This is a genomic window from Halovivax limisalsi (genome assembly GCF_023093535.1).
GTDB lineage: Archaea > Halobacteriota > Halobacteria > Halobacteriales > Natrialbaceae > Halovivax > Halovivax limisalsi.
The window spans coordinates 1-16,759 of record NZ_CP095757.1 but is presented as its reverse complement, the minus strand read 5'-3'; the positions used below and the strand labels follow the sequence as shown (position 1 = coordinate 16,759).

Here is a 16,759-nt window from a genome sequence, read left to right as displayed (position 1 = left end):
CGGTCCGAGTCCGGGGTGCGCACGGGCTCCTACGTCGCCTTTCCCATCACCGCCAGAAATCGGCCGCCGAGACGCTTCCCGGCCGCCAGGCACTCCCGGAGCACCGGCGCGCCGTCGACGAGCCAGAGGACGAACACGACTCCGGCAAGGGCGAACTGGGCCAGCACGTAGGTCGTCTGATCGCCGGCCTGGACCTGGGCCCAGTACTCGGTGGCGAAGTGGGTGATCTCGCCGACGAGATCGGGACGCTCGGTCGCGCGCGAGTAACGGACGACCGGCCAGAGGTGCGCGTCGTAGTGAACCGTCCCGCTCTGGAGGTAGCCGTAGAACGCGTCGCCCGGGAGGTGCAGCACGTAGCCGACGGCGAGCGCGACGCCGGCGCGGACCCGCCCGAGGACCCGGGCGAACAGGCCGACCGCCAGCGTGAACGGCAGGACGAACAAGACCGAGTGCCCGAGCGCGTAGCCGCCATCGAAGACGCCGAACTCCCAGGCCAGCGGCTTGTCGATCAGGTCCGGGAGGAGCGAGCCCAGCACCACCGCGATCGCTTCCAGGCCGCCGGGGGACTCGCGCCACCAGAGGTGACAGAAGAGCGAGTACGCCAGGTAGCCGACGAGCACGTGTTCCCAGGGCCACATCGTCCCTCAATTCGGGAGCGACGACCGGGTAGTTATGCACGTTGTACCCGGGTGTAGAACTGGCATTCCGGGGAGCGATCAGCAGCGGGAGGCGCACTCGGGGACCGGATTTGGCTCAAGCGCGGGCGCGTCGCTGTCGATCACCGTCGAGGCGAAATCCGTCGATACCGTCCGGCTGCCACTCGGCTCGGGCAGCCGTATCCCGTTACTTCTGCGCCAACTCCGCGAGCGCCTCGGTGAGCACTCGCGCCGCCGTCGCGCAGTCCTCCCAGTCGGTCCACTCGCGCGGGTTGTGCGAGATGCCGTCGCGCGACGGCGCGAAGAGCATACCTGCGTCGGTGACCCGGGAGACGCGCATCGCGTCGTGGGCCGCGCCGGAGTGCATCGCCATCGTCTCGACGCCGGCGGCGTCGGCCCCGGACTCGAGCGCGGATCGACAGCGGTCGGCCATCGGCGCCGGATCGACGTCGAGCGTCCGGTCGAGCGCCGTTCTGACGGGTCGCTCGGCCTCGATCGACTCGAGTGAATCCTCGAGCGCCGTGAAGATGCGTTCCATCGAGGCGCGGTCGACGTCCCGGACGTCGACGCCGAGCTCGACGCCGCCCGGTACCACGTTGGTCACGTTCGGGCGCACGTCGAGCCGCCCGACGGTCGCGACGGCCGTGTTTCCGCCCGTCTCGGCCTCCCTTCGGCCGGCGGCTTCGACCGCGAGGACGAACTCGCTGGCCGCCGCGAGGGCGTCGCGACGCTCGTCCATCGGCGTCGCGCCCGCGTGATTCGCCTGGCCGGCGATTCGGGCCGTCGCCTGGGCGATGCCCGTCACGGTGGTGACGACGCCGACGGGGACGCCGGCCGATTCGAGCCGGGTGTCCTGTTCGACGTGGAGTTCGAGGAACGCCGCCCACTCGCTCGCGTCGAGGACGCCCTCGCCTCGGTAGCCGATGTCCTCGAGCGCGTCGGCCAGCGAGACGCCGTCCCCGTCGTCGAGGGCCAGCGCCTCGGCCGGGTCCAGTTGTCCCGTCGCGACGGCGGAGCCGAGCATCCCGCCGCCGAAGCGGGCGCCCTCCTCCTCGGTGAACGAGACGACGCCGATCGGCCGGTCGGGCTCGACGTCCGATTCCTGGAGGGACCGAACGGCCTCCAGGGCGCCGTAGACGCCGAGCGGGCCGTCGAAGATGCCGCCCTGCGGGACCGAGTCGAGGTGACTGCCCGCGACGACGGGCGCGGCCTCGTCCGCAGCGCTCGGCGGGCGCCACACCCCGAGAACGTTGCCGACGGCGTCGACCCGGACGGTCAAGCCCGCGTCGTCGAGTCGATCGCACAGCCGGTCGCGAGCCCGTCGATTGGCGTCGCTCCCGGCGAGTACGGTCCGGCCGTATCCGGCACTCTCGATCGCGCCAAATTCGCCGTTCGCCTCTATGTCCGCACGGAGCCGATCCGCGTCGACTGTCATACAACCTGTTGGCGGTGGCGCGCATTGACCGTTTGGGACGACGGCCCGAACGATCGCCCGGTGGTACGCCACGACTTCATCCTGACGCGCGCTGACGGATGGCTGAACCTGCGCGAGTGTGGGATGGTCCGTCGCAAAGTCAGTCGCGTTCGTCGTCCTCGGGGATGCGGGTCGGGTCGTCCCCGTCGTCGGACCGATTCTGCCAGTAGTCGTCGCCGCCCGTGTCGTCGGCCCCGTCCTCGTCGCTGGTCGCGTCCGGGTTCCGGGCGGCCGGACCGAGACCTTCGCCCTGCCGATCGGGGTGGATGTCGAACGCGCGGTCGCGATAGGGGTCCTCGGTCGGATCGTAGTCGCGTTCGCTCCGCGTCAGGAGGTACGCGATGAGCCCGAAGACTGGGATCAGACCGACGATCGCCGCCCACTTGCGCGGGTTCATCCCCACGTCGGTCGCGTCCCAGTGGACGACCCCGGCGAGAAGGAACTGCACCCCGATCGGAATGCCGACGAGCGGGACCAGCAGCGGATCGACCATGCCAGGCCGTTCGGTCGGCCCGTGTAAAACGCGTTCCCCGTTCGGGGCATCCGGCGTCGCTCCCGACCGTTTCGATTCCCATCACTCACAACAGCTGGACCAAACGGCGACTGCGCCGGTCACCTTACCGAACTTCGAAGTCGATCGCCGCCCCCTGTCCGAAGCCGACACAGAGCGTCGCGAGGCCGCGCCCGCCGCCGCGCCGGGCGAGTTCGTGGATCAGCGTGACCGGCAGGCGGGCGCCGGAGGCGCCGAGCGGGTGGCCGATGGCGATGGCGCCGCCGTTGACGTTGAAGATCTCGGGGTCGATGCCCAGTTCGTCGCGGGCGTAGACGGTCTGGCTGGCGAAGGCCTCGTTGAGTTCGACGAGGTCGTAATCCTCGATGTCGCGGCCGGTGCGCTCGAGGAGGCCGCGGGTCGCGGGGACGGGCCCGATGCCCATCACCGTGGGGTCGACGCCGGCGACGTTGTTGTCGCCGACCTCGGCCATGATCTCGAGGCCGTGGTCTTCGGCGAACGCCTCGCTCGTGACGAGGAGCGCGGCGGCGCCGTCGGAGATCTGCGAGGCGTTGCCCGCGGTGACCGTGCCGGTGCCGGTAAAGACCGGCGGGAGGTCGGCCAGCTTCTCGGCCGTCGTGCCCGGACGCAGCCCCTCGTCTTCGGTGACCGTTCCCTCCTCGGTCTCGATGGGGACGATCTGGTCGTCGAAGCGGCCCTCCTCGGTGGCTTCGACGGCCCGCTGCTGGCTTTTGGCGGCGTACTCGTCCTGTTCCTCCCGGGAGACGTCGTACCGCTCGGCGACTTCCTCCGCGGTCATCCCCATCATCAGGTCGGTGATGACGTACTCCTCGGCGAGTTGCGGGTGGAGTTCGCGGTCGGCTCCCTGCATCGGCACGCGGGACATGTTCTCGACGCCGCCCGCGATGACGCACTCGCGCTGGCCTGCTCGGATGGCGTCCGAGGCGGACATCACGGCCTGCATGGACGAGGCGCACCAGCGATTGATCGTCGCCGCGGGGACGCCCTCGCCGAGCCCGGAGAGCAGTGCGATGACGCGCGCGACGTTGTTGTCCTGTTCGCCCCGCTGGCCGGCGACGCCCCACATGAGGTCGTCGACGTCCTCGCCGGTGAGTCCGTGCTCCTCGAGAATGTGATCGATCAACGGAACCGAGAGGTCCTCGCTGCGGACGTCGGCGAAGACGCCGTCTTCTTTGCCCTGGGGCGTTCTGACCGCCGCCGCGATCACCGGTGTTCGCGTCATACCGTAGCGAACGGCCGTCATGCCCTTAAACACCCGTAGAACGCCCGGACCCGGGATCGGAGTTTACGATCCTCCCCGAGCGGCCGCCCGCAGCTCTTTTCGAATGTATTAACCCAGGATTAATCACGGAGCAGAAATAGATACGAATATTATGTATTTTAATATATATTAGCACAATTACTAAATGTGGGGAAAATGTCGTCCACGTATGGCACCAACGCCTACGACGAACCGCGACCGTCGGACCGTCCTCCGATCGATCGGACTGGCAGCCCTCACCCTCGCCGGGGCGAGTGCGAGTACAACTGCTGACGACGGCGGGTCGGACGAAGCGCCGGGTCAGCCCGACCCGGAGGAGGGGTGGGCGTGGAGCACGGACGACGCGGAGTCAGCTCCGGAGGAAGGGTGGGCGTGGAGTACGGACGACGCGGAGTCAGCTCCGGAGGAAGGATGGGCCTGGAGTACGGACGACGCGGAGTCAGCTCCGGAGGAAGGATGGGCCTGGAGTACGGACGACGCGGAGTCAGCTCCGGAGGAAGGGTGGGCGTGGAGCACGGACGACGCGGAGTCAGCTCCGGAGGAAGGATGGGCGTGGAAGTCCACTAACGAGACGTCTGGTCCCGAGGAGGGCTGGGCCTGGGAATAGCGTGACGACGGGGCCGCTCTCGAATACTGCTATTCGTCGCCTCCAGAACGGCCCAGTCCCTTCCTCGCTCGAACGATTCGAACGCTCTATCGCCCCGACCCGGTCAGTGAAATCGTCGTTTTACCTTGCGTCGATATCATGTGTGTCCGGTACGATCGGACAGCTATGGACGTATCACGATCGACGATCGTCGCGGTCGCGGCGGCCGCCCTTCTCGTCGGGGCGGCCTTCGGGGCCACGTTCGCGGGAGCACCGCAGTCACCAGCGTCGCAGCCGACCGAATGGAGCGCGTCCGGCGATTCGACGCTCGAACAGTTCGAGTCCGACGCGGCGTTCGAGCGCTACTTTCGAAACGCCGAGCGTCACAGCTATCTGTTCATGAGGCCGCAGGTGACTAGCGCGGGACTCGAGGCCGATGACGCCGCCGCTGGCGGAGCCGATGGGGGCGGCGATGGAGCCGACGGTGCACCCACCGGCGGAGACGCCGAGGATGCTGCCGGTGATTCGAGCGGGACGTCCGGTACGGCCGGCGATCGCGACGTCTCCGAGACGAACCGCCAGGTTGCCGCCCTCGACGAACCGGACGTGTTGAAGACCGACGGCGAGAGCGCCTTCTACGGCGGGTATCGCTTCCACCGCGGCGACGGCGAGACGAGCGTCCTCGACCTGTCGGATCCGGCGGAACCGAAGCCGGTCGCGACGATCCCAGCCGCGGGTGAACTCCTGCTCGTCGAGGAGACGGAGACGCTCGTCGTCTTCGAGAACGAGCGGCTCTGGGGCTACGACGTCAGCGACCCCGCGAACCCGGAGCAGGCCTGGAGCGAACCGCTCGACGCCGACCTCGACACAGCGCGTCTCTACGACGGCGAACTCTACCTCGTCCTCGTGGACCGACCCGACGGGGCGAACCCGTGCCCGGTTGCCGGCTTCGGCGGCGACCCGGTGCCGTGTACGGAGGTTTATCGCCCGGGCGCCCAGGCCGACGCGGACGCCGTCTACACGGCCGCCCGCGTGGACCCCGCGACCGGCGAGGTCACCGACGAGACCAGCGTCGTCGGCTCGCAGCGCCGGTCTGCGACCTACGTCTCCGAATCCGCGATCTACCTCAGCTACACGCGTTCCGTCTCCGACTACGAGGTCATGTCCGGATACCTCACCGGCCCCGGCGTCGACGACCTCGGCCTCGACGCCGACACCGTCGACCGACTCCGGAGGCTCGACGACCTCGACATCTCCGAACGGGCCAAGCGCGTCGAACTGGAGGCGATCCTCGACTCGTGGCTCGACGGCCTCGAGGACGAGGAGCGCCGCGAGGCCCACGAGAAAATGGACGACGGACTGGCCGCCTACGCCGAAGAGCGTCAGCGCGACCTCACGACCACCGGTATCGCCCGCATTGCGATCGACGGCGACCTCGAAGTGACCGACAGCGGCGAGGTCCCCGGCTTCCCGCTGAACCAGTGGTCGATGGACGAACACGAGGGGCACCTCCGGATCGCGACCACCATTCCGGGGAGCCACGGCGCCGACTCGGTGAACGACGTCTACGTCCTCGACTCGGCGCTGGAGGTCACCGGCTCCGTCCAGGGACTCGGCGAGACCGAGCGGATCTACGCCGTCCGATTCGAAGGCGACGAGGGCTACGTCGTGACGTTCCGCCAGATCGACCCGTTCTACACGCTCGACCTCTCGGACCCGCAGAACCCGGCGCTCGAAGGGGAACTCAAGATTCCCGGCTTCTCGACGTACCTGCACCCGCTCGACGACGCGGGCGATCTGATCCTCGGCGTCGGCGAGCAGGACGGCAAGGTCAAACTCTCGACCTTCGACGTGAGCGACCGACAGAATCCCGACGAACTGGACGCGGAGATCCTCGAGGACGAGCGCTTCTCCGAGGCGGTCCAGAATCACCGGGCGTTCCTCCACGACGCCGAGAACGGGGCGTTCTTCGTCCCGGCGGGCGAGTCCAGCTACGTCTACTCGTACGCGGACGGCAACCTCACCCGCGAGACCGAGGTCGACCTGGGCGGCCCCGGCGTCCGGGCGATGTACGTCGAAGACTACCTCTACGTCTTCGGCGAGGGCGAACTCGTCGTCCTCGACCGCGGGGCGTGGGCGGAACATCACCGCGTCGACCTGCGCTGATCGCGCCCCGACACCTTCGAACGGCGTTCGATCGTCCCATCCCGACGTACCGCTCTGCCATCGGTCCGACACGGTCCGGTCGGACGGATCACTGACTCGCCCCGGCCCGCGGACGACGACTCGCCCCTGTCGGAGGGACAGCCTTATCTCGGCGGTTTCGCAACACCATCCATGAACGACCGAGCCGAGGCGGGCGACGACGAGTCGGACGCGTCGGATGCGGGGACCGAGGCCGACGGTTCGACCCCCACGAACCGGGCGGCGGACGAGGCGCCGTCGACGCGCGCCGACGATCGCGACGAGCGCGAGCGGGACACCGGCTCACCGGACGGCGGCGCCGGGGCGCTCGATGGAGGCGCCGACGCACAGGAGCACGATGTTACCGACACGGACGGCGAATCCAGTTCGGGTGCGGACGACCTCGACCAACCCGAGACCGAAGGCGATTCACAGACGACCGACGCCGACGAATCTGACGACGAGTCCGGCGCCCCCGACGATGGCCCCGACGCGTCCGACGAGACGGACGCGATGCCCGGGGTGCCGGAGCCCGAGCGAACCGTTCCGGCGGACGTCCGGAAGTACGAGCGCTTCAAGAAGATGGACGGCGCCCAGTACGACCGCGTCAACGAGTTTCTCCGGGATCGCACCTACGTCACCGCCCGGGAGTGGGCGATCGCCCGCCTGTGCGCGGACTTCCGGACCGAAACTGGCGTCGAGATGACGAAGATCGGCGAGAACCTGCCGGAGCTGGTCCCGTTCATGACCGATACCTACACCCCCCAGGCGGTCAACCAGGCCCGCTCGTCGTTCGACGAGAAGGTCCGCAAGGCGGGCGCGACCTTCCTCTACGGCGCGATGTGTGACTTTTACACCGCAGCGGAACTCGACGACGTGATGTACGAGGTGACGGAAGTCTCGAAGTTCCTCCTGGAGGTCGAGGGCGTCGACCTCTCCGTCGAGGACGAACTCGAGGCCGAAGAGCGCATCTCGAGCGTCATGCGCGAGGTCCGCCGGGCGAGCAAACAGCTCCGCGAGGAGGAGACGCTCGGCGACGGTGAGGGCCAAGCCGACGGGGATGGCGGTCCCGACGACGCTGCGGATGACGATCCTGACGAAGCCGAGGGGGATCCCGAGAGCGTCGTCGAGAGCGGATCCGACGGCGCCGAAACCGAATCGATCGACGAAGCCGACGGCGGAGCGAGCGATGCACGCGGAGACGGGGCTGGTGCCGACATCGAGAGCGATCCGAGCAGTGAATCCGAGGGTGGGGTGGATGGCGGAACCGAGACCGGCGAGCCAAGCGACGCCGCGTGAGCTCCTGATCGGCCGCCTCGCTTGTCGCGGCGACGCGAGCCACCGCGATCCATCAAACTGTTTATCTTTGTTCCCGCGCTTCGACGCTCGAAACGGCCAGTATCTATTTGGTACTTTCCGGGCAGATACGCACATAGTCGGATGGAATTTACGACGATCCGGGTGGTGGCTACCTACGCCTTCAGCGGAACCTTGCCGCTCCTTCTCGTTCCGTACATTCTCAGACACCGGCGCAAGCCCGGAACCACCGGATTACTCCTCACGATCGTCGGCCAGGCCCTCTGGGCGCTTTCGATGGCTGCTATGCACGTCACGTCGGCCTACTGGCCCCGTCAGGCCATCATGTCCCTCTTCGTCGCCGGCGTCGCCTTCGGCGGCGTCGGCTACTTCTTCTTGGCGGCGGAGTACAGCGGCGTCTTCGGGGTGACGAGGCGGCGTCTTGCAGCGGTCTTCGCGCTGATCGTCGCGCTGCTGGTCCTCGCCTGGAGCGACCTCGCACACGGCCTCGTCTGGTCGAGGTCGACACCCGGAAATATCACGATGGGGACGCCAGGGCCCGTCTTCTACGTCTTTATCACGGCCGTGATAGTCGTCGCGAGCGTCGGGTTCTATTTTATCGCGCGCGAGGTAGTCGTGGGCCAGGGGATCCGCCGGTTGCAGGGTGCGATCCTGCTAGGTGCCGTCGCTCCGCTGCTCGTGATGGGAGCGATCGGAGCGTTTCTCCTCTCCGGGTTCGCCTACCCGTGGGCGCCATTGAGCCTCGTCGTCACGGTATTTTTCTACACCTGGGCGCTCTTTCGCGCGGACTTCCTCGAAGTCGGCTGGATCGGGCGACACCGGGTTGTCGAGGAACTCGACGACGCCGTCGTCACTCTCGACGTCGACGACCGCGTCGTCTACTCGAATCCTGCAGCCAGGCGGATCGCCGGCGTGCGTGGCGGTGCGAGCGGGTACACCCTGGACTCGTTCTTCGGGAATCTTCCCGGGGTCCGCGCGCACCTCGAGGCCGGCGGCGGCGACTTCGAATTTTCCCGCGACCTCGACGGCGACCGTCGACACTTCCAGCTCGACTGCTCGCCGGTCAGCCGCCGGGAACGACAGGTCGGTCGGCTCGTCGTCGTGCGGGACGTGACCGAACTCAAACGCCGCGAGGAGACGCTCCTCGAGCGCGAACGGGAACTCGACCTGCTCAGACAGGTCCTCTCGAGAGCGCTCCGGCACAATCTCCGGAACGACCTGTCGGTGATCCGGGGCTACGCGGAACTCGTCGCGACGGATCCGACGGTCGACGAAGCGACCCTTGCGAAGGGGATCGTCGAACGCAGCGACGACCTGGTCGAGATGAGCGAGAAAGCCTCGACCATCGAACGGCTCGTCACCGAATCGGACGCGACCGGCGTCCGCCGACTGGACTCGCTCCTCTCGGAAATCGTCGCCCAACAGCGGACGCGGTTCCACGGGGTCACCTTCGACCTCGAAACGGAACCGTCTCGGGGCGTGGCGGTGGACGGTTCACTCGCGCTGGCGTTCGAAAACCTGATCGAGAACGCCGCGGAGCACAGTACAGCTACCCGCGCCGTCGGGCAGGCGACCGACCCCGGGCCGCGCTCACGGTCTGGCGTCCTCGAAGACGCTGTGGGAGCGCCGGACGACGGGAGCCTGGAATCCACCGACCCTGCGCCCTCCTCGTCGACTCGGGACGGTGGCCCGACCGTGTCGATCCGGACGATCGCGACCGACGAGGGCGCAACCGTCGTCGTCTCCGACGACGGGCCGGGCATCCCGCGCGACGAACTCGCCGTCCTCGAGCGCGGCGAGGAGACGCCGCTCGAACACGGCAGCGGCATCGGTCTCTGGATCGTCTACTGGATCGTCGAACACGTCGGCGCGAGCATCGACTTCGAGTCCGGCGACGACGGGACGACCGTCCGCGTCACGGTCGCCGACGCGTCCGCCGGGCCCGCCTGACCGTTCGACGAGGCCGAGCGCGACCGAGTAATCGCACTCGCCGATCGTGATCGATCCGCCGCGACACCCTGATAACTTCGGTGTGCCCGCCGATCGTCACTCGTCCGGATACTTCGGTTCGCGCCGTCGCGCTCGCTCGAGCGCCGTCTCGACGACGTCGCGGACGTCGCCGTGGAACGCGTCGCCGTGGAACGCGTCGCCGTGACCCGCGTACAGGTGTTCGACGGACGCCGGCAGGCGATCGAGCAGCCGTTCGATGCTCTCGATCAGGGTGTCCCGGGACTGGCCGGCCATGTCGGTCCGTCCGAAACTGCCGTACTCGAACGCGCCGTCGTCGTGCACGACGACGTCGCCCGAGAAGAGCGTCGTCTCGGAGACGAACGAGACGTGATCGTCCGCGTGGCCCGGCGTGTAGACCACCTCGAACGTCTCGTCGCCGAGCCGGATCGCGTCGCCATCGTCGATCGCGTTCGTCCGGAGCGAGTGATCGGCGTAGGCCTCGACGGCCGGGTCGAACGCCTCGGCGACGGCCGGGAGCTCCGCGACGTGATCGCCGTGCTGGTGGGTCAGGGCGACCACGTCGAGGTCGCTCGTGTGCGCTTCGATCTCGTCGACGACGTCGGCGTAGGCCCCAGCGTCGACGAGCGCGGTTCGCTCCCCGGTGAGCAGGTACGCGTTACAGGTGAACGATTCGGCCGGTGCAGTCACGCAGTAGACGTCCATCTCGTCGACACCGACGCACCGAACGGCCTTAAAAATCGGTCGGCCGCCGCCTCGACGGTCCGGAACCGAGACGGGTTCCGGCAGTGGATTTTTGCCCGTTCGCCCAGTACTGGTGCGTGTATGGGTTTCGGTAGCTACGACGAGTCCGAACAACAGGACCTCGATACCGACTTCGACGAAGAAGATGCCGTTCAGTCCGAAGAGAACGGCCATCGAGGGACGATCGAGTTCGACAACGGGGCCTCGAGCGACGAACTGATCGATCGCCTCTCGGAGATCAAGGACGACGGCTGAGGATCTGACTCGGACGCTCGCACCGAGCCTCAGAGGTCGCGATCGCTTCCGGGACTCGGCCTCCGGCGCCGTCCCGCAGCGTCGCGGCCCATGGATCGCCCTCAGAAGTGACGACCGCGCTCGCGCCGCCCCGCATCGTTTTCAGACGCGACGCCGTTTTTCGAGCCGCCGCATGACGGACAAGCCAGGGATCCGCGCGCTCGGCGTGGCCGAATCGACCGTCGACGAGACCTGCACCGTCGCCGGCGCGGTCGTCCGGGCCGACCGCGTCGTCGACGGCGCCGCGTTCGCCTCGGCCACCGTCGGCGGCCTCGACGCGACCGACGCCGTCCTGTCCGTCGTCGACGAACTCGGCCGCGAAGACCTCCACGTCGTGCTCGTCGGGACCGTCGCACCGGCGTGGTACAACCTGCTCGACCTGGCGCGCCTCGACGCGGCGACCGACTGCCCGGTCGTCGCGGTCACCTTCGAGGGGAGCTCCGGGCTCGACGCCGCGCTTCGGGAGGCGTTCGACGGTCGGGCGCTCGAAACCCGCCTCCGGCGCTATCGCGCGCTCCCGCCGCGAACGCCGTGTTCGGTCGACGGCGAGCGGGTCTTCGTCCGCGCCCTCGGCGTCGAGTCCGCGGCGGCCTGTGATCTGGTCCGCCGATTCACGCCGGAGGGCGGGCGGCCGGAACCGATCCGCGTCGCGAGAACGCTGGCCCGGGCGGGCGCACGCTACCGCGACGAGTGAAACGCCACACGGCTGCCCGTGGCGGTCGTTCCTCGACGCACCCGCTGGTTGGCACCTGGCCGATCTTGTCAGACTCGGCCTGAATCGTCCGGTACCGAACGGAACGAGTCCGCAGCGTCGGGTTACTCCTCGTCCGATTCGTCGTCGCCGCGGGCCATCGCCGCCGCGGGCGTGCCGCCGTCGGTCGCCGCGTCGGCGCCGCTGATCAGCGACTCGAAATCGTCGACCTCGCCGTACTCGCTCTTGTGGACGAGCGCCGACTTGCCCAGCTGGGTGATCTCGTACAGCCCGGATCGATCGGCGGGACCGACCTTCTCGACGAGCCCGTAGTCTTCGAGGACGGGCAGGCGCGTGTTGATATTCTTGCGGCTCTTGCCGGTGTGGGAAGCCAGATTCGGTGCGACGTTTCGGCCCGTCTCCTCGAGCGCCTCGAGGATCAGGAAGTCGGTTGGTTGTCTCAGTTTCACGAAACCACGTCCGTTGACCACGAATGCAGCCAGAAATAGGTAATACTTCCGGCCTCCTGGCATTCCCGGGCGCGGCCGGTTCGGGTGATAAGCCGCCTCTACCGCCACCTTTCGGGGATTTCACCCGATCTTGGCGGAGGCGCGGAAGTCGCGGCAGCTTAAAAGGGACCGACCGGCCGAAGCGGTCTGGCGGTCGATCGCGCGCCGCTCGACGGTCGATGGGGCGGTACTGGCCGGCCGAATCGCCTTCGAAACGCGTAGGTGTCCGCTCGTCGATCCGGGCGTATGGACGCGGACGACCGATCGAAGATGGACGGCCTCGAGGTCGAGGCGTGCACTCGCTGTCCCGCCCTCGTCGAGTCGCGGAGCCGCATCGTCGACGGGACCGGTCCGCCGGATGCCGACGTGCTGTTCGTCGGCGAGGGGCCCGGCAAACGGGAGGACGCCGAGGGCGAGCCGTTCGTTGGCCGGAGCGGGGGCGTCCTCGACGAGCAGCTCCGGACCGTCGGCCTCGAACGCGAGTCGGTCCGCATCACCAACTGCGTGCGGTGTCGCCCGCCGGAGAACCGGGATCCGACGGGGGAAGAACTCGAACACTGCCGGGACTATCTCGAGGCCGAGATCGATCAGGTCGATCCGGACGTGATCGTCACGCTCGGGAAGGTGCCGAGCGAGCACCTGCTCGGTCGCTCGGTCGCCGTCACGTCCGAAGCCGGCTCGGTCGAGACGGTCCGCATCGACGGCACGCCGCGGCGTGTCCTCGTCTGTCTCCACCCGGCCGCGACGCTGTACGACCGGAGTCAGGAGTCGACGTTCGCGGAGACGATCGCGGAGGCCGCCGCGATCGCCGGCGTTTCCCCCGACGATGCGGGCGGGCAGTCGCGTCTCGGGGAGTACTGATCGCGGTCCGGTCGCGTCTCGGTTCCCGCCGAGTCCGGTCGGCCTGTGGCGAACGAAAGCACCTTGCCTCGGCAGCGACAAGTGACGAGTATGAGCCAGCAGGCAGGCCGGTCCGCACCCGAGACGGCCGCAGCGTCTGTCGCCGTCGTCGATTACGGCCTCGGCAACCTCCACAGCGTCACCCGCGGCCTCGAACGGGCCGGCGCGTCCGTGGAGGTCACCGACGACCCCGACGCCTTCCGCGCCGCCGACGGCGTCGTCCTCCCCGGCGTCGGCGCCTTCCGCGAGGGCGTCGAGAACGCCGATCCCCTTCGCGAGGATCTCCTCGCCGTCGCCGAGACCGACACCCCGCTGTTCGGCATCTGCCTCGGGATGCAGATGCTGCTCACCGACAGCGAGGAGGGCTCGGCCGGCGAGGCCACCGTCCACGGTCTCGACCTGATCCCCGGCACCAACGTTCGCTTTGCCGGCGATCGGAACATTCCGCACATGGGCTGGAACGACCTGACGGTCGAGCGATCGCACCCGCTCGTCGACGGCCTCGACGGCGACGAGCCGGCCGTCGGCGGTGCGTCGGGAACGGCCGACGGAGTCGACGAACCGGACGTGGGCATCGCTGCGGACGAACCGGGCGACGGCGATGCGGCCGGCGGCTCCGTCGACGGCCGGTACGCCTACTTCGTCCACTCCTACTACGCCGTCCCCGAGGACCAGTCGGCCGTCGTCGCGACGACCGAGTACGGAACCCGGTTCCCCGCCGTGATCGCCGACGAGTCGGGCACGGTCTTCGGCACGCAGTTTCACCCCGAAAAGAGCGGCGAGACGGGCCTGCAGATCCTGCGAAACTTCGTTTCCCGCTGCGCCCGGTGACGCCGCCGGGAGCCCCGTCGTGGCCCCGGCCGACCGTCGTCGAGCGTCAGTCCCTCCTGCGGTCCCCGTCACACGCCAGCGACGCGTCTCCCGACGAGCTGCGCATCGAAAACTCCTGCCGGCGGTGGACTAGCGGAGGGAACCGCCTCCGGCTCGGGCGAACCGAACCGTCACCGGCTCAGGCCGCGCGACTCTCTTTGGCTTTCGGTCGCAGGTTCCCGTACCCGCACTTGCGACAGTGCTCGGCTCGCTTCGGGTTCCGGGCGTTGCACTTCATGCAGATGAGCTTTTCGAGGGTTCGCGCTTCCGCGGCGTCGAAACTGGCCATACGCGTCCGGTCGTGACTCTCGCATTTGAATGTGGTGATCCGTGCGCCGGGTACGGTGTCCATCGGCTCCTACGCCTCGAATCCGTCCTCCCAGGCGAACGTTCCGTTTCGCTGGACGACCTCGCCGTCGATCTCCATGCGCGAGTCCTCGCTGACGTCGGTGATCATGTCGACGTGGACGGTCGAGTCGTTGCCGGCCTCGCCCTCGGGGAGGCAGGCGTCGTAGGCCCGGCCGAGCGCCAGGTGGACGGTGTCGCCCATCTTCTCGTCGAAGAGGATGTTGTCGGTGAAGCGATCGATGCCGCGGTTCATCCCGATGCCCAGCTCGCCGAGGCGGCGGGCACCCGCGTCGGTGTCGAGGATGTCGCCGATCACGTTCGCGCCCTCGGCGGCGTCGTGGGCGACCACCTCGCCCTCCTCGAATCGCAGCGTGACGTCCCGGACCGACTGGCCCTGCAGCGTCATCGGCACGTCGAAGGTCACCTCGCCCTCGGTGTCGGCGGGCGCGGTGAAGACCTCGCCGCTCGGCAAGTTGTGCGAGTCGTAGGCGACCGAGGCGGCGCTGTTGACCGCCGTCCGCCCCTCGATCGACATCGCGAGGTCCGTCCCCGGGCCGACCAGCCGAACCTCGCTGCCGGCGTCGAGGCGATCCTTGAGGACGGCCATCTCGTCGGCCAGGGATTCCCAGTCGCGGAGGACGGCGTCGTAGACGAAGTCCCGGTAGGCCGCGTAGGACATGTTCGCCTGCTGGGCCAGCGACCGGGTTGGGTGGACCGTCGACACCCAGCGCGTGTCGTAGCGCGCTTCGCGGACGGCCGCGTGCGCCTCGCGGACGGCCCGGCGCGTCTCGGCCGGGACGTCGGCCGTCGCGCTCGTGTTCCGGCCGCCGCCGAGGCGGAGGTAGACGTCCGCCGCCTCGAAGAGCGCGCGCTCGTGTTCGGGTTCCGGAACGTCCCCGACGGCGAGCCGGTGGGCGCGGTCGACCTCGCCGGAGTCGTAGGTCGAGAGCAACGACGCGCCGCGCTCGCCAACTTGCTCCGCGACCGCGACCGCGAGATCGTGGGCGTCGGGGCCGACGGACACGACGACGTCGTCGCCGGCGTCGATGCGCGCACTCCAGTCGACGAGTACCTCGGCGTGCTCGTGAACGCGTGGATCCATGGCGGTGATCTGCGACGAATCCCGAAAGGCGCGTCGGTTCCGGTCCGGGCCGCCGGGTCGGGCCCGACGTGCGGCGCCGCGGCGGGAGCGCTACTCGGCGGCGACGGCGCTGCCGGCGCCCATCCCGGCGCGCGACCGGGCCGCCCGGACGACGGCGTAGACGACCGGCGTGTCGACGACGGCGATCGCGAGCTTCAGCAGGTACTGGCCGATGATGAGGCCGATGATGGCCTCGTCCGACATGACGAACCCGCCAAAGAGCGCGGGGGCGATCAGGAACGCGACGGAGACGAAGATGACGGTGTCGATGGCCTGGCTCGTCCCCGTCGAGAGGATGTTGCGCAGCCAGAGCTTCTCGCGGCCGGTCGCCTCGCGGATGCGGTGGAAGAACCAGACGTCCCAGTTCTGGCTGACGAGGTACGCCAGGAGGCTGCCGAGGACGACGTATGACGCCGGCATGAGGACGTTCTCGAACGCCGCGGCGCCGACGACGGAGTTCGAGGCGACGGGGGCGGCCGCGGTCGACCAGACGAGCGCGAGCACGACGAAGTTCATCGCGAACGCCACGTTGACGACGACCTGGCCGGCACGCTTGCCGTAGAGTTCGGTGTAGCAGTCGCTCGCGAAGTACGTGAGCGCGTACGCGAGCGCGGCGCCCGGCATGAGGAGTTCGTCGCCGGTGAGCGGTAACGAGAGGGGGATCGAGAACGCGAGGATCTTCGACGCCGTCAACTGGGCGGTCACCAGCCCGGTGACGAAGACGCCGATGAGCGTCACCTGCGCGATCGTGGGGGTCCCGTTCGACGCTGTCATTGCCGTCTGTCTCGGGCGCACGCACCTAAAGGATGCTATTCGAGTGCGTCCCCAGTATTCTTCGGGAGCGACGCCGCGATTCGTGAGATACTATCTCGCGGTCACGACGGGGGCGGCGGGCGGTCCGTGCCGATCGACGGTACCCGGCGCACGCGAGCCTAGTTCCGGCGACTGGCGCCGTACAGCGGAACGAGGAGGACGAGAAACGCGGTGCCCAGTCCGGCGATGGCGAGCCAGCTGACCGCGAGCGTCCGCTCGTCGAGGTAGCCGGCGACCTCGGCCAGCCAGAGGACGCTGTAGCAACCGAGCAGGACGAGACAGGCCACGTAGATGCGCAGCCCCAGGCCGACGACGTGGTAGAGATTGGTCTTGGTGAGCCACGGACGCGGCGGTACGTCGATGTCGAACATGTCGGTTCTCCGGTCGTGAGACCTGCGGAGTTCTCCGCTGTACACCCCACTTCCCGGCGAACAATCGGTCGGCACTGTCATAATCGTAGTGGCTGGCGCC

Annotated in this window: 17 protein-coding genes and 1 pseudogene; 8 read left to right on the top strand and 10 right to left on the bottom strand. The window is 68.5% G+C overall.

Annotated elements, in window-relative coordinates:
- Positions 1 to 29: 29 nt before the first annotated feature.
- The 4 genes from MXA07_RS00090 to MXA07_RS00075 all read right to left on the bottom strand — a co-directional run bounded on the left by MXA07_RS00090 (position 30) and on the right by MXA07_RS00075 (position 3,884).
- Positions 30 to 638, bottom strand: a complete 609-nt coding sequence (locus tag MXA07_RS00090) for a metal-dependent hydrolase (RefSeq protein ID WP_247730012.1) — start codon at positions 636 to 638, stop codon at positions 30 to 32.
- 205 nt (positions 639 to 843) lie between these two features.
- A complete protein-coding gene (locus MXA07_RS00085) occupies positions 844 to 2,091 on the bottom strand; it encodes a Zn-dependent hydrolase (protein WP_247730011.1) in 1,248 nt (415 codons plus the stop codon).
- A 139-nt stretch (positions 2,092 to 2,230) separates the two neighbouring features.
- Positions 2,231 to 2,623: a hypothetical protein gene (locus MXA07_RS00080; RefSeq protein ID WP_247730010.1), complete on the bottom strand. Its 393-nt coding sequence runs from the start codon at positions 2,621 to 2,623 to the stop codon at positions 2,231 to 2,233.
- A 124-nt stretch (positions 2,624 to 2,747) separates the two neighbouring features.
- The gene (locus MXA07_RS00075) at positions 2,748 to 3,884 is read right to left on the bottom strand and encodes a thiolase family protein (protein ID WP_247730009.1); all 1,137 of its coding nucleotides are present in this window, start codon (positions 3,882 to 3,884) and stop codon (positions 2,748 to 2,750) included.
- Between the two features lie 208 nt (positions 3,885 to 4,092).
- On the opposite strand from MXA07_RS00075, the gene MXA07_RS00070 reads away from it, so the two are divergent.
- From MXA07_RS00070 to MXA07_RS00055, 4 genes and pseudogenes are all read left to right on the top strand, one after another.
- Complete coding sequence (locus tag MXA07_RS00070) at positions 4,093 to 4,530, top strand: hypothetical protein (protein ID WP_247730008.1); 438 nt, start codon at positions 4,093 to 4,095, stop codon at positions 4,528 to 4,530.
- Between the two features lie 165 nt (positions 4,531 to 4,695).
- Positions 4,696 to 6,675: a beta-propeller domain-containing protein gene (locus tag MXA07_RS00065; protein ID WP_247730007.1), complete on the top strand. Its 1,980-nt coding sequence runs from the start codon at positions 4,696 to 4,698 to the stop codon at positions 6,673 to 6,675.
- A 510-nt stretch (positions 6,676 to 7,185) separates the two neighbouring features.
- A pseudogene (locus MXA07_RS00060) lies at positions 7,186 to 7,722 on the top strand (DUF5806 family protein); the annotation flags it as partial.
- Between the two features lie 411 nt (positions 7,723 to 8,133).
- Complete coding sequence (locus MXA07_RS00055) at positions 8,134 to 9,960, top strand: sensor histidine kinase (protein WP_247730006.1); 1,827 nt, start codon at positions 8,134 to 8,136, stop codon at positions 9,958 to 9,960.
- A gap of 96 nt (positions 9,961 to 10,056) precedes the next feature.
- On the opposite strand, the gene MXA07_RS00050 is transcribed toward MXA07_RS00055, so the two are convergent.
- A complete protein-coding gene (locus MXA07_RS00050) occupies positions 10,057 to 10,683 on the bottom strand; it encodes an MBL fold metallo-hydrolase (protein WP_247730005.1) in 627 nt (208 codons plus the stop codon).
- A gap of 120 nt (positions 10,684 to 10,803) precedes the next feature.
- Here MXA07_RS00050 and MXA07_RS00045 point away from each other — a divergent pair, with 120 nt between their 5' ends.
- Both MXA07_RS00045 and MXA07_RS00040 read left to right on the top strand, forming a co-directional pair.
- Positions 10,804 to 10,977, top strand: coding sequence for a DUF5786 family protein (locus tag MXA07_RS00045; RefSeq protein ID WP_247730004.1), 174 nt, complete (start codon positions 10,804 to 10,806; stop codon positions 10,975 to 10,977).
- Positions 10,978 to 11,149: 172 nt separating this feature from the next.
- On the top strand, positions 11,150 to 11,710 hold the full coding sequence (locus tag MXA07_RS00040; RefSeq protein WP_247730003.1) for an endonuclease dU: 561 nt from the start codon (positions 11,150 to 11,152) through the stop codon (positions 11,708 to 11,710).
- 122 nt (positions 11,711 to 11,832) lie between these two features.
- Here MXA07_RS00040 and MXA07_RS00035 read toward each other — a convergent pair whose 3' ends face one another.
- Complete coding sequence (locus tag MXA07_RS00035; protein ID WP_247730002.1) at positions 11,833 to 12,177, bottom strand: winged helix-turn-helix transcriptional regulator; 345 nt, start codon at positions 12,175 to 12,177, stop codon at positions 11,833 to 11,835.
- 285 nt (positions 12,178 to 12,462) lie between these two features.
- Here MXA07_RS00035 and MXA07_RS00030 point away from each other — a divergent pair, with 285 nt between their 5' ends.
- Complete coding sequence (locus MXA07_RS00030) at positions 12,463 to 13,077, top strand: uracil-DNA glycosylase (RefSeq protein WP_247730001.1); 615 nt, start codon at positions 12,463 to 12,465, stop codon at positions 13,075 to 13,077.
- Positions 13,078 to 13,167: 90 nt separating this feature from the next.
- The gene (gene hisH / locus MXA07_RS00025; RefSeq protein ID WP_247730000.1) at positions 13,168 to 13,947 is read left to right on the top strand and encodes an imidazole glycerol phosphate synthase subunit HisH; all 780 of its coding nucleotides are present in this window, start codon (positions 13,168 to 13,170) and stop codon (positions 13,945 to 13,947) included.
- Positions 13,948 to 14,125: 178 nt separating this feature from the next.
- Here the strand turns inward: hisH and MXA07_RS00020 are convergent, their stop codons facing one another.
- The 4 genes from MXA07_RS00020 to MXA07_RS00005 all read right to left on the bottom strand — a co-directional run bounded on the left by MXA07_RS00020 (position 14,126) and on the right by MXA07_RS00005 (position 16,659).
- On the bottom strand, positions 14,126 to 14,275 hold the full coding sequence (locus MXA07_RS00020) for a 50S ribosomal protein L40e (RefSeq protein WP_247729999.1): 150 nt from the start codon (positions 14,273 to 14,275) through the stop codon (positions 14,126 to 14,128).
- 69 nt (positions 14,276 to 14,344) lie between these two features.
- Positions 14,345 to 15,436: an aminopeptidase gene (locus MXA07_RS00015; RefSeq protein ID WP_247729998.1), complete on the bottom strand. Its 1,092-nt coding sequence runs from the start codon at positions 15,434 to 15,436 to the stop codon at positions 14,345 to 14,347.
- A gap of 90 nt (positions 15,437 to 15,526) precedes the next feature.
- Positions 15,527 to 16,249, bottom strand: coding sequence for a queuosine precursor transporter (locus tag MXA07_RS00010; protein ID WP_247729997.1), 723 nt, complete (start codon positions 16,247 to 16,249; stop codon positions 15,527 to 15,529).
- A 158-nt stretch (positions 16,250 to 16,407) separates the two neighbouring features.
- A complete protein-coding gene (locus MXA07_RS00005; RefSeq protein ID WP_247729996.1) occupies positions 16,408 to 16,659 on the bottom strand; it encodes a hypothetical protein in 252 nt (83 codons plus the stop codon).
- Positions 16,660 to 16,759: the final 100 nt, after the last annotated feature.

Bases quoted from the DNA above. Each gene is read 5' to 3' on its own strand.
- MXA07_RS00090 (WP_247730012.1), bottom strand. From the start codon at position 638: ATGTGGCCCTGGGAACACGTGCTCGTCGGCTACCTGGCGTACTCGCTC.
- MXA07_RS00085 (WP_247730011.1), bottom strand. From the start codon at position 2,091: ATGACAGTCGACGCGGATCGGCTCCGTGCGGACATAGAGGCGAACGGC.
- MXA07_RS00080 (WP_247730010.1), bottom strand. From the start codon at position 2,623: ATGGTCGATCCGCTGCTGGTCCCGCTCGTCGGCATTCCGATCGGGGTG.
- MXA07_RS00075 (WP_247730009.1), bottom strand. From the start codon at position 3,884: ATGACGCGAACACCGGTGATCGCGGCGGCGGTCAGAACGCCCCAGGGC.
- MXA07_RS00070 (WP_247730008.1), top strand. From the start codon at position 4,093: ATGGCACCAACGCCTACGACGAACCGCGACCGTCGGACCGTCCTCCGA.
- MXA07_RS00065 (WP_247730007.1), top strand. From the start codon at position 4,696: ATGGACGTATCACGATCGACGATCGTCGCGGTCGCGGCGGCCGCCCTT.
- MXA07_RS00055 (WP_247730006.1), top strand. From the start codon at position 8,134: ATGGAATTTACGACGATCCGGGTGGTGGCTACCTACGCCTTCAGCGGA.
- MXA07_RS00050 (WP_247730005.1), bottom strand. From the start codon at position 10,683: ATGGACGTCTACTGCGTGACTGCACCGGCCGAATCGTTCACCTGTAAC.
- MXA07_RS00045 (WP_247730004.1), top strand. From the start codon at position 10,804: ATGGGTTTCGGTAGCTACGACGAGTCCGAACAACAGGACCTCGATACC.
- MXA07_RS00040 (WP_247730003.1), top strand. From the start codon at position 11,150: ATGACGGACAAGCCAGGGATCCGCGCGCTCGGCGTGGCCGAATCGACC.
- MXA07_RS00030 (WP_247730001.1), top strand. From the start codon at position 12,463: ATGGACGCGGACGACCGATCGAAGATGGACGGCCTCGAGGTCGAGGCG.
- hisH (WP_247730000.1), top strand. From the start codon at position 13,168: ATGAGCCAGCAGGCAGGCCGGTCCGCACCCGAGACGGCCGCAGCGTCT.
- MXA07_RS00020 (WP_247729999.1), bottom strand. From the start codon at position 14,275: ATGGCCAGTTTCGACGCCGCGGAAGCGCGAACCCTCGAAAAGCTCATC.
- MXA07_RS00015 (WP_247729998.1), bottom strand. From the start codon at position 15,436: ATGGATCCACGCGTTCACGAGCACGCCGAGGTACTCGTCGACTGGAGT.
- MXA07_RS00010 (WP_247729997.1), bottom strand. From the start codon at position 16,249: ATGACAGCGTCGAACGGGACCCCCACGATCGCGCAGGTGACGCTCATC.
- MXA07_RS00005 (WP_247729996.1), bottom strand. From the start codon at position 16,659: ATGTTCGACATCGACGTACCGCCGCGTCCGTGGCTCACCAAGACCAAT.